This is a genomic window from Streptomyces sp. SID8374 (assembly GCF_009865135.1).
Classification (GTDB): Bacteria; Actinomycetota; Actinomycetes; order Streptomycetales; family Streptomycetaceae; genus Streptomyces.
Map to the genome: position 1 here is coordinate 2,869,153 of NZ_WWGH01000001.1, position 12,238 is coordinate 2,881,390.

Annotated in this window: 12 protein-coding genes; 9 read left to right on the plus strand and 3 right to left on the minus strand. The window is 71.5% G+C overall.

All coding sequences use genetic code 11. From position 1 onward, the window contains the following. Positions 1 to 203 precede the first annotated feature (203 nt). From GTY67_RS34510 to GTY67_RS12625, 5 genes are read left to right on the plus strand one after another with little or no spacing between them, the layout of a single operon-like run. Positions 204 to 380 (plus strand): hypothetical protein, encoded by a 177-nt coding sequence (locus GTY67_RS34510; RefSeq protein ID WP_093685815.1) that lies wholly within the window; start codon positions 204 to 206, stop codon positions 378 to 380. A gap of 10 nt (positions 381 to 390) precedes the next feature. Further along, a complete protein-coding gene (locus tag GTY67_RS12610) occupies positions 391 to 1,095 on the plus strand; it encodes a hypothetical protein (protein ID WP_161278700.1) in 705 nt (234 codons plus the stop codon). Continuing rightward, positions 1,092 to 2,150, plus strand: coding sequence for a hypothetical protein (locus GTY67_RS12615; protein ID WP_161278701.1), 1,059 nt, complete (start codon positions 1,092 to 1,094; stop codon positions 2,148 to 2,150). The genes GTY67_RS12610 and GTY67_RS12615 overlap by 4 nt, the downstream gene beginning before the upstream one ends. Further along, positions 2,147 to 3,079 carry a hypothetical protein gene (locus tag GTY67_RS12620; protein ID WP_161278702.1) on the plus strand — a complete coding sequence of 311 codons (933 nt, stop codon included), beginning with the start codon at positions 2,147 to 2,149 and terminating at the stop codon, positions 3,077 to 3,079. Before GTY67_RS12615 ends, GTY67_RS12620 begins: the two co-directional genes overlap by 4 nt. Continuing rightward, positions 3,076 to 4,140, plus strand: a complete 1,065-nt coding sequence (locus GTY67_RS12625; protein WP_161278703.1) for a serine hydrolase domain-containing protein — start codon at positions 3,076 to 3,078, stop codon at positions 4,138 to 4,140. The genes GTY67_RS12620 and GTY67_RS12625 overlap by 4 nt, the downstream gene beginning before the upstream one ends. A 15-nt stretch (positions 4,141 to 4,155) precedes the next feature. Here the strand turns inward: GTY67_RS12625 and rsmI are convergent, their stop codons facing one another. Continuing rightward, a complete protein-coding gene (gene rsmI / locus GTY67_RS12630; protein WP_202461418.1) occupies positions 4,156 to 5,037 on the minus strand; it encodes a 16S rRNA (cytidine(1402)-2'-O)-methyltransferase in 882 nt (293 codons plus the stop codon). Between the two features lie 53 nt (positions 5,038 to 5,090). Between rsmI and GTY67_RS12635 the strand changes: the two genes are divergently transcribed. Beyond that, positions 5,091 to 6,857: a phospholipid carrier-dependent glycosyltransferase gene (locus tag GTY67_RS12635; protein ID WP_093693591.1), complete on the plus strand. Its 1,767-nt coding sequence runs from the start codon at positions 5,091 to 5,093 to the stop codon at positions 6,855 to 6,857. A gap of 296 nt (positions 6,858 to 7,153) precedes the next feature. Continuing rightward, entirely contained in the window at positions 7,154 to 8,584 is a 1,431-nt protein-coding gene (locus tag GTY67_RS12640) for an LAETG motif-containing sortase-dependent surface protein (RefSeq protein ID WP_343238667.1), read from the plus strand. Between the two features lie 237 nt (positions 8,585 to 8,821). On the opposite strand, the gene GTY67_RS34515 is transcribed toward GTY67_RS12640, so the two are convergent. Further along, positions 8,822 to 8,977 (minus strand): hypothetical protein, encoded by a 156-nt coding sequence (locus tag GTY67_RS34515; protein WP_093693592.1) that lies wholly within the window; start codon positions 8,975 to 8,977, stop codon positions 8,822 to 8,824. Positions 8,978 to 9,452: 475 nt separating this feature from the next. Between GTY67_RS34515 and GTY67_RS12645 the strand changes: the two genes are divergently transcribed. After that, complete coding sequence (locus GTY67_RS12645; protein WP_161278704.1) at positions 9,453 to 11,090, plus strand: penicillin-binding transpeptidase domain-containing protein; 1,638 nt, start codon at positions 9,453 to 9,455, stop codon at positions 11,088 to 11,090. A gap of 123 nt (positions 11,091 to 11,213) precedes the next feature. After that, entirely contained in the window at positions 11,214 to 11,555 is a 342-nt protein-coding gene (locus GTY67_RS12650) for a VOC family protein (RefSeq protein ID WP_237502599.1), read from the plus strand. Between the two features lie 105 nt (positions 11,556 to 11,660). On the opposite strand, the gene GTY67_RS12655 is transcribed toward GTY67_RS12650, so the two are convergent. After that, on the minus strand, positions 11,661 to 12,233 hold the full coding sequence (locus tag GTY67_RS12655) for a 3'-5' exonuclease (protein ID WP_161278705.1): 573 nt from the start codon (positions 12,231 to 12,233) through the stop codon (positions 11,661 to 11,663). Positions 12,234 to 12,238 lie beyond the last annotated feature (5 nt).

Here is a 12,238-nt window from a genome sequence, read left to right on the forward strand (position 1 = left end):
GCACGCCCCCTGGAGATTCCCCGAATTCCCGGCCTTTCGTCACCCATTCGCCGCATGAATTCATCATTCAATTGAATCCCCTATTACCGCGGATGTCCGGCCCCGATTTGCGGCGCCCCCATTTCTCCCTTTCACTCGGAACGTACGTCAAGCGTGACTCGGTACGTACAACCAACCCGATTCCCACAGGATGGGGAGCACCCATGTACACCACGGACACCACTGCCACCGAAATCGAGACCGACCTCGACGCGGCGCTCAACCCGGGCGAGATCGACGGCGTCTACCGCGACTCCCGCGAGTGCGCCTACCTCGCGCTTCTCGCAGGCGGCGGCGCCCTGCTGCTTTCGCCTCCGACCCCGCGCCCGAAGAAGGGCTGAACGTCGGAACATGGACCAGACACATGCTGCGTCCCCGCTGGCGGGTGCCGTGCATGACCTGGCAACAGAGGTGGTCCTCGCTCTTCGGAGCGGGGACCACCTCGCCACGGTGTGCGGCGCGGCGGGAATCGACGAGGAGAACCGGACCGGAATTGCGGCCGCGCGGGTCATCGGTGCCGACCTGCTGCTGCCGAGCGTTCTGTACGGCCGCAATCCGCACCCCGGGGATGTCGCCGTACTCGACCGGGCGGTACGGGAATTCCCGCCCAAGCCCGATGCTCCGGCCGCGACGGCCTGGAGCCACTGGCACATGATCTCCACGCTCCAGCGTATGGCGCCGCCCCCGGGCGCGACCGCCGCAGGCACCTTCGAGGAGCCCGACGCCGCCTGGCTGGAGCAGGCTCCCTGGCAGTCCTTCACCCACCAGCTCTCGGTGCTCGCGCCCCTCGCCGTGCCGGCCGCCCCCTCGGCCGTGCAGCGGGCCGCGGCGGCGCGGGCGGTCGACCTCTCGCGCGGCTTCGTCCGGGCGGTGCGGCGGCGCGACTGGCTCCAGGCGGCGGGCGCGGGCCGCTGGCTCGCGGCGATCGGCGGCGAACCGGCCACCCTGGGCCTGGAGCGCGGCCTCGACTTCGTGGAGCTGATGGGCGGCCACGACCCCCGCGTCACCCTGCACGTCCGGGCGGCCCGGCTGATGGCCGAGGCGAGGGCACGATGACGACGACCGCGACGCAGGGGCCGCAGGGCCGCCGCCCGGCCCCCCAGGGACATCCGGGCGGCCAGGCGTACCCGGACCGGACCCCCCGGGAGCACGCCTCCCCCGGCGCCGCGCTCGCCGTCCTCCCGCACGTCCTGCGCACCGCGCTGGCCTGGACCGACGCGCACCGGGGTGAGTTCGCGCTCCCCGACGACGTCCTGGAACCCCACACCCAGGTCAACGCCACGCTCAAACCCCTCGGCGAACTGGCCCAGCTCTGCTCCACGGTCCGCACCGCCACCACCCCCGGCACCCCGGAACACGAGGTGGCCGGGGACCTCGTCACGTACGCCTGGCAGCAGGTCGGCGCGGGCGACCTCCTCCTGGAGCTGCTCCGCGCGGAGCCCTTCGCGGCGTACCCGTACGAGATCTACGCGGCCTTCGCCGGGTACGGGCTGCGCCACGAGGGGTTCGAGGCGCTGGCCCGCCCGCTCACCGCGACCCGCGCCTGGGCCCACACCGAGCAGCACGCCAACCGCCAGCTCGGGCTGATCAACTCCGAGCGGCGGGTGGGGGTGGTGACCCACACGGACGCGGGCGGGGTCCTGTCCCGGACCTGGCTGGGCGGGCTCTCGGAGCCGTGGACGTTCGAGGGCCCGTCCGGCTACGCGCTGACCCACACCGTCTTCCACCTCACCGACTGGGGCCGGATGCCCGACCGGGTGCCGGAGAAGATCGACGCGTACCTGCGGACCTGGCTGCCCGCGTGGGCCGACGGCTGCCTGGAGAGCGGCCAGTGGGACCTCACGGGCGAGCTGCTCGCGGTGGCCGCCTCGCTGCCGGGCCCGGCGCCGCTGGAGCTGCTGGACGCGGTGTGGCCGGTGCTCGCCGACGTCCAGCACGCGACGGGCTGCGTCCCGGAAACGGGCCTGCCGGTCCAGGAGGACGCACCGCCGGACCCGTACCCCTTCATCGACTGCTACCACTCCACGCTCGTCACGGCCTTCGCGGCGGCTCTGTCCTTGAGGTCGCTGACGCACGAGGTCATGCCCGGCCGGGAAAGGCACACCCCATGAGCAGCAGCGGCATCCAGCAGATCCACGACGTGGGGGCGAAGGCCCTGGGCTGGCTGTACGAGCACCGCGAAGGGTTCCGGCTGGAGGCCGACCCGTCCCCGGAGGCGGGGATGCTGGACCGGTTCAAGCCGCTGGGCGAGCTGGCGCTGATCGGGAAGGTCATCTTCCGCGAGGGCGTGGCGGGTTCGCAGCAGTCCTCGCTCGCGCACAAGCTCCTGGACCACGCCTGGCACGAGCTGCTGGGCTCCGGGGCGCGGCTGCTGGAGGGCCAGCGGCGCGAACCGCTCTCGCCGGTGCCGCTGGAGGTCTACGTACCGTTCCGGGAGCTGGGCTACCGGCAGCCGGACCTGGAGTCCGCGATCCGCCTCAACCACCGCCTGGCCAGCTGGGCGGCGCTGGAGGTGCTGCCGGTGCGGCGGCTGGGGCTGAGCGCGATCGAGAGGCGGTTCGGGGCGGAGCCGAGCGTTCCGGAGACGGCGGCGCTGGCGCACACCTGGCTGGCTCGGCGGCCCGAACCGTGGACGGTCGAGGGCCACATCGGCTACGACATCACGCACACGGTCTTCCACCTCACCGACTGGGGCGAGAAACCGGCCGGGCTGCCCGCCGACATCGCGGAGTATCTGGAGCTGTGGCTGCCGGTCTGGCTGGACGACTGGCTGGACCTGAAGCGCTGGGACCTGCTGGGCGAACTGCTGGTCGTGGACGCGTGCCTGCCCTCCCCGACGCTGGACGCGGCGGCCTGGGCGGGCTTCGCGCAGGCGCAGCAGCCGGACGGGGCGATGCCGGTGGTGGGCGAGATGCCGGAAGGGGACGAGGAGTCGGTGTTCGACCTGGTCTACCACCCGACGCTGGTCGCCGCGTTCGCCTCGGCGCTGGCGATGAGCCGGGCCCTGTCGGACCTGAGCGCCGCACCGGCTCCGGCATGACGGACGTGACGGCACCCCCGGTGACGGCCCCTGACTCCTCGGCCACCACGGCCCGCCTCCTCGCCGAGGCGGCCGGACGGATCGACGCCCCGGACGTGGTGCTCGCGATGAGCCGGGGCGGGGTGCGCACGGTCCACACGGGCGGCAGCGCGGAGCCGGGCCCGGTCCCCCGGGAGCGCCTGCACTACGAACTGGGCTCGGCGTCGAAGCCGTTCGCGGGGCTGCTGCTGGCCCGGCTGGTGGCGCAGGGCAGGGTGCGGTACGAGGACCGGGCGGCGGACCTGCTGGCCCCGGGCCTCCCGGTGCACCCGGCGGTGCGCCGGATCACCCTGCGCCATCTGCTCACCCACACCTCGGGGCTGCCGGGCCTGCCCGCCGACTTCTACCCGCAGGCGGTGCCGCGCTGGTCGACGGACCCGTACGGCAACTACCCGGCGGACCGGGTGGTCCGCGCCTTCCTCCGCGCCCGCCCGCGCCACCGCCCCGGCACCCGCTGGCACTACTCGAACTTCGCGGTCTCCGTCCTCGGCCACACCCTGGCGGCCGCCACCGGAACCCCGTGGGAGGTGCTGCTGCACCAGCAGGTACTGGCCCCGCTGGGCCTGGAGGCCACGCTGCTGCGCCCGGGCCCGGAGGGCACCGTCGCGACGGGCCACCGCCGCGACGGAACCCCGCTGCCCGCCCTGGACACGGGGGGCTTCACGGCGGCGGGGGCGCTGCGGTCGTCACCGCTGGACCTGCTGGCGTTCCTGGAGGCGCATGTGGGGGGCGCCTCGGGCTCCCCGACCGACCCCTCACTGGCCGCCGCGCTCACCGAGGTGACCCGCCCGGTGCTGCGGCGGGGCCGGCGCCACGCACACACCCACACGCTGACGTGGTTCCAGCACCCGACCCCGTACGGCCCGGTCCTCTTCCACGCGGGAGCGACCCTCGGCCAGCAGGCGTTCCTCGGGTTCCGCCCCGGGACGGGTCTGGCGGTGGCGGCGACGGCGACGCGGCGGGTGCACCGGGCGGACACGTTCGTGGCGACGGCGTACGGATTGCTGACGGAAACGCCGTAGGCGCTGCCGTACGTACTAAGGCTTCTGCACGGCCTTCTCGGCGTTCTTGGCGGCCACCACCGCGTCGAACACCTCCCGCTTGGGCACCCCGGCCGCGGCGGCGACGGCGGCGATGGCCTCCTTGCGCCGCTCCCCCGCCTCCTCCCGCACGCGCACGCGCCGTACGAGCTCCTCTGCGTCCAGGCCCTCGTCGCCGGAGTCGGAGGCGCCTTCGACCACGACGGTGATCTCGCCCCGCACCCCGTCCTCCGCCCACACGGCCAGCTCGCCGAGCGGACCGCGCTTGACCTCCTCGTACGTCTTGGTCAGCTCACGGCAGACGGCGGCGCGCCGCTCGGCACCGAAGACCTCGGCCATGGCGGCGAGGGTGTCGTCAAGCCGGTGCGGGGCTTCGAAGAAGACCATGGTGCGCCGCTCGTCGGCGTTCTCGCGGAGCTTGGAGAGCCGCTCACCGGCCTTGCGCGGCAGGAAGCCCTCGAAGCAGAAGCGGTCGACGGGCAGCCCGGAGAGGGCGAGGGCGGTCAGCACGGCGGACGGCCCCGGCACGGCGGTGACACGGATGTCACGCTCCACGGCGGCGGCGACGAGCCGGTAGCCGGGGTCGGAGACGGACGGCATACCGGCGTCCGTGACAAGAAGCACCCGGGCTCCACCGACGAGAGCTTCCACCAGCTCAGGGGTACGGGCGGACTCGTTCCCCTCGAAGTAGGAGACGACACGCCCCGAGGTGTGGATGCCGAGCGCCTGGGTGAGCCTGCGCAGCCGCCGGGTGTCCTCGGCGGCGACGACGTCGGCCCGCTCCAGTTCGGCGGCCAGGCGTGGCGGGGCGTCCGCCACGTCACCGATGGGGGTCCCTGCGAGCACGAGCGTTCCAGTCGTTCCAGTCACATCAGCCATCCTCGCAGCACGGGCAGCACCCTTCGCACAGATGCGTTCCCTACGATGGCGCGGTGACGAGTACCGCACCCGAGACCCAGCGGGGCCAAGACGCCGGGGACCCGCTCGGCGAACAGCCGACCTCCTGGCAACGGCGCCTGCGCCGCTTCGGCCATGTCCCGCGCCCGGAGACCTCTCTGCGCGACCGGCTGGACCCGCCGTACACCCAACCGGGACGGCAGGTGTGGTCGGTGCTCGCGATCCCGCCGCATGTCGCGGACCGCCTGGTGCGCTGGTCGGCCTGGGGCGGCCCGCTCCTCGTGACGCTCGTCGCGGGCCTGCTCCGCTTCTGGAAGCTGGACCAGCCGCACGCGGTGATATTCGACGAGACGTATTACGCGAAGGACGCGTGGGCGCTGGTCAACCAGGGGTACGAGGGTTCGTGGCCCAAGGACGTCGACAAGCAGATCCTGAACGACCCGTCCTCCGTCCCGATCCCGACCGACCCGGGCTATGTGGTGCACCCGCCGGTGGGCAAGTGGATCATCGGGTTCGGTGAGCAGCTGTTCGGCTTCACGCCGTTCGGCTGGCGGTTCATGGTGGCGGTGCTCGGCACGGTTTCGGTGCTCCTGCTCTGCCGGATCGGCCGGCGGCTGTTCCGGTCGACGTTCCTGGGGTGCCTGGCGGGGCTGCTGCTCGCGGTGGACGGGCTGCACTTCGTGATGAGCCGGACCGCGCTGCTGGACCTGATCGTGATGTTCTTCGTGCTGGCGGCGTTCGGCTGCCTGGTGGTGGACCGGGACCGCGCCCGCCAACGCCTGGCCGCCGCACTGCCGGTGGACGAGGACGGGGTGCTGCGCCCGGACGCCCGGATCGCGGAGACCTTGCGGCTGGGCTGGCGGCCGTGGCGGCTGGCGGCGGGCGTGATGCTGGGCCTGGCGTTCGCGACGAAGTGGAACGGCCTTTACGTGCTGGCCGCGTTCGGGCTGATGACGGTGTTGTGGGACGTGGGCGCGCGCCGCACGGCAGGCGCGGCGAAGCCGCACCTGGCGGTGCTGCGCCGGGACCTGGTCCCCGCCTTCGTCTCCACGGTCCCGGTCGCGATCGTCACGTACCTCGTGTCCTGGACGGGCTGGATCGTCACGGACAAGGGCTACTACCGCAACTGGGCGGCCACGGAAGGCAAGGGCTCCTCCTGGAGCTGGCTCCCGGACTGGCTGCGGAGCCTGTGGCACTACGAGAACCAGGTGTACGACTTCCACGTCGGCCTGACCTCGGGCCACACGTACGAGTCGAACCCCTGGAGCTGGCTGGTCCTGGGCCGCCCCGTCTCGTACTTCTACGAGGAGCAGACGGGCTGCAAGGAGTCCTCGACGGGCAAGTGCGCCGCCGAGGTCCTGGCCATCGGCACCCCGCTGCTCTGGTGGCTGGCGTGCTTCGCCCTCGCGTACGTGGTGTGGCGCTGGCTCTTCCGCCGCGACTGGCGGGCCGGCGCGATCGCGTGCGGCGTGGCGGCGGGCTGGCTGCCCTGGTTCTTCTACCAGGAGCGCACGATCTTCCTGTTCTACGCGGTGGTGTTCGTCCCGTTCCTCTGCCTGGCGGTCACGATGATGCTGGGCGCGATCGTGGGCCCGGCAGCGGGCAAGGGCACCCGCGCGGAGCTGGGCCTGACGGCCAACGACCCGACAGGCGAACGCCGCCGCACCCTGGGCGCGATCGCGGCGGGCGTGCTGGTGCTCCTGATCATCTGGAACTTCATCTACTTCTGGCCGCTGTACACGGGGACTTCGATCCCGGAGGACCTGTGGCGGGACCGGATGTGGCTGGACACGTGGGTGTAGGCGGGCGATGCGGGGAACGAGCCCAGGTCAGGCGCCGGAGGTAACGATTCCGATTCGGAAGGTTCAAAAGGTGGCCGCGATGGGCACCAAGCGGCCCTCTCTTCATACTATCTCCACGTGCTCACAGGGCACTTGAGACTGTGTTCGCGACTCTCCCACCACGTATCTCGTGTGGCGCATCTGACGCGCCTTAAGGATGAGCCGCACCGGAGGGGACTTCTGTGTTGACAACCTTTTCAGCTTCCGCGACCCGGCGGGGCACCGCCGGCCGCCGGATAGCCACAACGGCGGCCACGGTGGGCCTGTTGGTCCTGGGCTCGCTGGCCGGGGCCGGCAGCGCCTCGGCCGATGGTGACGACGTCCATCACCAGGGTGGCGCGGTTGCCACTCTGGACGGGTTGAAGACGTTCGACTCGGCCCGTATCCACACCGGGAACGGCAAGACCCAGAGCGTCTCCGCGGGTCTGTTCGAGATGAACGTCCAGGGCGGTGGCCGACTGCAGACGTACTGCATCGACATCCACAACCCGACCCAGAAGAAGGCGAAGTACCTCGAAACCCCCTGGGGTCAGACCTCGCTCGGCTCCAACAAGGACGCCGGGAAGATCCTCTGGATCCTCCGGAACTCCTACCCGCAGGCCGGCGACCTGAACGCGCTCGCCCAGAAGGCGGGGGCCGGAAAGCTGACCCCCCAGACGGCCGCTGCCGGTACCCAGGTCGCCATCTGGCGGTTCTCCGACGGGGCGAAGGTCGAGGCGAAGAACGCGCAGGCCGAGAAGCTCGCGGACTGGCTCGAGGCGCAGGCCCAGAACCTCCAGGAGCCGAAGACCTCCCTGACGCTGGGCCCGAACGCGGTGTCCGGCAAGTCGGGCGAGAAGCTCGGCCCGGTGACGGTGCACACCGACGCCGACAAGGTCTCCGTCACCGCCGACGCCGGCGTCGCCGCAGGCGTCAAGGTGACCGACAAGGACGGCCAGCCCGTCACGTCGGCCGTCAACGGCACCGAGCTGTACTTCGACGTGCCCGCGGGCACCTCCGACGGCACCGCCTCGCTCACGGCCAAGACGACCACGCAGGTTCCGGTCGGCCGGGCCTTCGCGAGCGCCAGCAAGAGCCAGACGCAGATCCTCGCCGGCTCCACCGAGTCCACGGTCACCGCGACCGCGACCGCGAACTGGGCCAAGAAGGGCGCCATCCCGTCGGTCACCGCGGAGAAGAACTGCACCGCGGGCGGCATCGACGTCAAGGTCAGCAACGCCGGTGACTCCGACTTCACCTTCGAGCTGGCCGGTGCCGAGCACACGGTCGCCGGTGGCGACAGCAAGACCGTGACCGTCCCGGTGGGTGAGGACGAGGCGTACGACATCACCGTCACCGGTCCGAACGGCTTCTCGGAGCGCTTCCAGGGCGTCCTGGACTGCGAGACCCAGGGCACCCCTCCCCCCGGCACGAGCGGTGGTGGCGAGACCCCGCCGGCCACCCCGAGCCCCAGCCCGTCCGAGGACACGGCCGGCGGCACCACGGGCGACACGACCGGTGGCACCACCGGTGAGACGACCGGCGACACCACCGGCGGCACGACCGGCACCACCACGGGCGGCGGTGACCTCGCGGTGACCGGCAGCTCCAGCGCCACGCCGATGATCGCGGGTATCGCGGTGGTCCTCGTCGCCGCGGGCGGCGCGGCGATGTTCTTCCTGCGCAGGAAGAAGGCCGCGGGTCAGTGACTCGCAAGTAGGTGACAGACGGACGGGCCCGGCACGCGGAAAGCGCGCCGGGCCCGTCTCGCGATACGGGAGCCTCCTGCACGTAATACGCGGGAGCTCCGAAAAGTGCGGGCGGGCCGCGACGACAATTCGTCGCGGCCCGCCCGCATGCACAGGTGTCCGTCGGTTCGACGGAATTCCTGGCTTCCTCTGACGCCAAAGGTGACTCCGAAGTGGCTCCGGAGGTCAACTCCGGGGTTAGAAGAAGTGCTTGCGCCCACCGACCGCGCGGCCGGTCGCACCCAGGATCCACAGGATGACGCCCACGACGATGAGAATACTGCCGATCGTCGTCAGCAGGCCCATGCCAACAAGCAGGCCGATAATAAGCAGAAGAAGTCCAAGGAGGATCATTTTCAGTTCCCATCGTCAAGTCCGGTTTTCAGGCGCTTGCACGCCTGCACTTCACAACGGCCTCAGTTCACCCCACCGGTATGTCCCGGCTCCGAATGGTCGCCAGGACCTCGTTGCGTTGGTCCTAGTGCCCGGCAATTCCCCGTTCACTCACCCCGACGAAAATTTGTTCCCAGGCCGCCCGTGAGCCCTTATCGATCATGCCGCGCCCCTCGGCTCACGCCGGGGTCGCGGGCCCCCGCCGCCCGCCGCCGCCCACCGGCAGGCCCGCGATCACCGCCCGGCCGCCCGCCTCCCCGCCGCCTGCTTCCGGCAGCGGAGGTCCAGGTCGCGCGGACATATCCGGAGAGCGGTTTCCAGCCGAGCGTTCCGGTCCGGTAACGACGCCCTCACCGGGGGCGACAACCCTTTAGGGTTCCTCACAGTTGTCCCTTGAACGCGTTCAAGGGCACTCCTGGGGAGGGGGACTGCACAGATGCGCAGTGGAGCGAAGGTCGCCGTGGTCGGCGGAGTGTTCGTCCTGGTGGCCGGCGGGGTCGGCTACGGGGCGTACAGCGTGCTCGGAGGTGACGGCGACGGGGGCGGCAAGGTGGCCTCCCGGAACGCCACACCCGAGGTGAGGACGGGGCCGCCCAGCGCGGAGGAGATAACCGAGGCGTCGAAGTCCTTCTTCGACGCCTGGGCGGCCGGGGACGCCGCGAGCGCGGCCCTCCTCACCAACAACGAGGCCGGCGCGGAGCCCGTACTCGCCTCGTACGGCGAGGCCGCCCACATCGGCAAGGTGAAGATCACCCCGGGGCCGGCCGTCGGCACGAAGGTGCCCTTCACCGTCAAGGCCACCGTCTCCTACGGCGGGAAGTCCAAGCCCCTGTCGTACGCCTCCGAGCTCACCGTCGTCCGCGGGCTGACGACCGGGAAGGCCCTGGTCGACTGGGAACCCACCGTCGTACACCCCCAGTTGACCGAGGGCGCGACGCTGAAGACCGGCGAGTCGTCGACGGCGGCCATCGAGGCCGTGGACCGCAACGGCACCGTGCTCACCAAGGAGAAGTACCCCTCCCTCGGGCCGATCCTGGACACCCTGCGCCAGAAGTACGGTGCGACCTCGGGCGGTTCGCCGGGCATCGAGACCTGGATCGAAGCCGCCAGGGACGGGCAGGCCGACATCAGCCTGCTGACCCTCGCCAAGGGCAAGCCCGGCAAGGTGCAGACGACACTCGACGCGGGCGCCCAGGCGGCGGCCGAGCAGGCGGTGAAGAAGTTCGCGCAGGCGTCGGTGGTCGCGGTGAAGCCGTCCACCGGGGCGATCCGCGCGGTGGCCAACAACCCGGCGACCGAGTTCAACGTGGCGATGCAGGGCAAGCAGGCGCCCGGGTCGACGCTGAAGATCATGACGGCCGCCCTGCTGCTGGAGAAGGGGCTCGTCACCGCGAACGGGGCGGCGGAATGCCCCAAGGACGCCATGTGGCAGGGGCGTTCGTTCCACAACCTGAACAACTTCTCGCTGCCTGACGGCTCCTCGTTCACCCAGAGCTTCGCCCAGTCCTGCAACACGGCCTTCATCAAGCTGATCGACGACGTGAACGACGACTCGGCGCTCGCCAAGGAGGCGCGGGACGTCTTCGGGATCGGCCTGGACTGGAAGACGGGCGTCGTCTCCACCGACGGCAGCGTTCCGGAGGAGGTGGGCGGCGAGGCCGCGGCCCAGTACATCGGGCAGGGCACCGTCCAGATGAACGCCCTCAACATGGCCTCCATCACCGCCACCGCCATCACCGGCACTTTCCAGCAGCCGGTCATCGTCCCGAAGTCCCTGGACAACCGGGAGCTGGCCCATGCCTCGCGCTCGCTGTCCCCCTCCGTCGTCCAGCAGCTGAAGACGATGATGCGGGCCACGGCCGCCTGGGGGACGGGCGCCAAGCCCATGGCCACCGTGGGCGGCGACAAGGGCGCGAAGACCGGGTCGGCCGAGGTGGACGGGCAGGAGACCTCGAACAGCTGGTTCACCGGCTTCAGCAACGACCTCGCAGCGGCGGCGGTCGTCCAGACCGGCGGCCACGGCGGCGACGCGGCGGGCCCGGTGGTCGCGGAGGTGCTGCGCGCGGGCGGCTGAGGCCCGGGCCGACGGCGTACGGGGCGGGGCGCGACCGAGGAGTCGGCGCGTCCCAAGGTCCGTTCCCGCCGAGGAGGTTGTGGACTCCTCCCCGTCGCGCAGCCGCACTGCGGTGGGCCGACCATGGCCCACCACCTCCTCGGAATCAACCACCTGACGCCGTCCACCATCGACCTCGACCGGCTCCTGACGTACTACACGGAGCTGCTCGGGGCGACGCTCGCCTTCGAGCGGGCCGCGACCTCTTCCGATCCCCGGTTCGCCGTCATCGACGTCGGCGGGAACGACCACCTGATGGTCGTCGAGACCGCTGCCCCTCCCACCACCGGACCCGACCCCCTGGGCCAGGCGGGGTGGGGGCTCCGCGTGGGCACGTACGCGCAGTTGTGTGAGGCCCGCGAGAAATCCTCGGTGCCGGGTGGCCGGTCGGGGAGATCGAGCCGCTGCCCGCTCAGTGGACGATGACGGCCCGCGATCCCGATGGGCGCCCCGTGGACGTCCGGGCCCACCGCCCCCGCACCACCGCACCGCTGCCGCCACCCCCCGCCGAGTGATCACCGGCTTTCCTGCTCACCCGGCCGGCCAGCCGCCCCGCCCCGCCACATCCAGCACCAGGGCGGCGATGTTCCACGCGTCGTCGTCGCCCCGGTGGTGGCGGCCCTCCAGCGGGAGACCGGCCACCGTCAGCGCCTGGGCCATACCGGGGCGGCGGCGCAGCCCGTAAGCGGCGGTGAAGGCGGCTTTGGCGTTCGTATGCCGCTGCCCGAAGGGGTATTCCGTGCCAGCCGCCCGGCACTGGCGGGTGAACTGGTTACGGTCGTAGTCGCCCCAACTGGCCCAGGGCAGCAGCCCCGTACGGTGCTCGGAGGCCAACACCCGGCAGGCTTCGGCGAACCGGAGGCCGCCGTCCACCTCCGTCTGCGTCAGCCCGGTCAGCTCCGTGCAGAACGGGCTGACCTTCGAGCGCGCGGGCCGGACCAACAGCCGGTGCCTGGCGAGCCGTTCGCCCGCGCGCAGGTCGACGACGGTGAGACCGATCTCGATGATCTCGCTCACCTGGCCGGGCGGCGGCTGGCCCTCCCAGCAGGTCGCCTCGACATCGACGACGTTCAGCAGATGTTCGTCCTGCTCGCCCCTGTCCATGAGGG